The sequence below is a fragment of the Paenibacillus naphthalenovorans genome (assembly GCF_900099895.1).
Taxonomy (GTDB): Bacteria; Bacillota; Bacilli; order Paenibacillales; family NBRC-103111; genus Paenibacillus_G; species Paenibacillus_G naphthalenovorans.
Window position 1 is genome coordinate 1 of record NZ_FNDY01000088.1, and the last position, 1,591, is coordinate 1,591.

General features: G+C 53.8%; 1 protein-coding gene. It reads right to left on the reverse strand.

The features are described from left to right. Positions 1–130: 130 nt before the first annotated feature. A complete protein-coding gene (locus BLT35_RS26060; RefSeq protein ID WP_074730242.1) occupies positions 131–1,477 on the reverse strand; it encodes an ISLre2 family transposase in 1,347 nt (448 codons plus the stop codon). Positions 1,478–1,591 lie beyond the last annotated feature (114 nt).

The window sequence follows — 1,591 nt, forward strand, 5'->3', positions numbered from 1 at the left end:
GTCAGTGTCAAGCTAGCGTGGGCAGTCATTTAAGATGCCTGGAACGCGAACCCCGAAGGAACCTCTTCCTTGTAAGCGCTTTGCTTCGTTCTTTCATCAAATACAAGTGATTTGTCAGAATTTTTTGCCGTTATCCGCGAAGTGCTTTGAGTGCCATACCCGTTGTGCTGCTTTGCTTCGGTCCTTGCAGCATGCGAATCATTCCAGCGATACAACCCTTGACCGGTTGCGTCACGTTCTTTAGCAATTGCCGCATGTTTATCGGCTGCTGCGGCGTTGCCTGCTTACTCGCTTGTCCTTCAACCGTTCTTACCACCGTGCCCGCTTCTTGAATCCTCATCATCGTCCTCAGCATCGCCCTGACGCCTTGCTCACTCCAACTGTACCCGCCACGCTTCGTCCGCCTGGCGAATATACGCATCTGCGATTCCGCGCTTCCCATCGGGCGCATGCCGCTTGTGTCGATCCCCTTCGCCTGGAGTGTTTTTCGGTAGTCGTCCAAATGCTTCTCGTGCCGCTTCAGAAAGCTTTTATACGGCTTCCAATCCTTCCGCTTCTCTTCCGCTATCTCTTGCTCCGACACGCCTTCCAAGGCCGCCATAAGCGCGGCTGCGTCCTGTTTGGCCAGCGACCGTCTCACGGTCTCCCATACCTTTGGCAAATGTCCGACAAACCGTTTCAAATCACGCGCCACATGAAAGCGATCCAGCATATACAGGCATTGGTGGAAGTAGGATGTACATTCCCCGATCCACGCCGCGCCGTCTCCGTTCACCACAAGCCACGTGTTCTCGTCGATTTCGTAACGCTCCACCAGAAAGTCCCCGAACCCTTCCCAGAAGTCGCCGCCGCTCGTATGCAGGTAATGCTGTTTATTTTTCAGCTCCACCCGCTTGCCGTTCTTCTCCCAGCCTTCGTGTACGACCGCGATTGCGTTCTCCATCCCGCGCTTCTTGCTCCGCTGCAGCTTCGTGTATAGCCCATCCACTTCCACGAACAATACTCGCGCTGGGCGTCGCTTCACCTCAGACATCGGCTGTTCCGCACGCTCCATCAGTTTTTCCCTGATCGCTTGATGGCTTAGCACATTGTATCCCAGCAGCTGCTCCAGCCGCTTAGCGCTGTCCCGGTACGACGGTCCTTGGCTTGCGAATGCGATTGCTGTCTCCTCCAAATGCGGACTGACTTTCCCGCGCCCTTCGAATTGCAACAGCTGATCCAGCAGATACACGTGTTTTCCGCTTCTACGATCACAATACAATCTCCGCTTGAAGCGCACGTTCCCGAACACCGTGTTGACGCTTGTTTCACGCTCGTCCTTTACTCGATAACGCTCTCGGTCCCGTTGCTCCAGGATCTGCTGATCCAGCGCCTCCAGCACCTGCTTCATCGCACGAGCGAATTCCTCCTGCATTTTCCGGAAAATCCATTGCTCAATCTCTTTCATCGTCGGCATTGTTGTGGTAAAGTGGCTCACAGGAGCTTCCTCCTTCTTGGTGTGTTGTGCGCAAACATCACTTTACCAAGGGAGAAGCTCTTTTTCTATATCCGCTTTTTCCAATTCCTACACCCACGGAGATTTTACACTAAC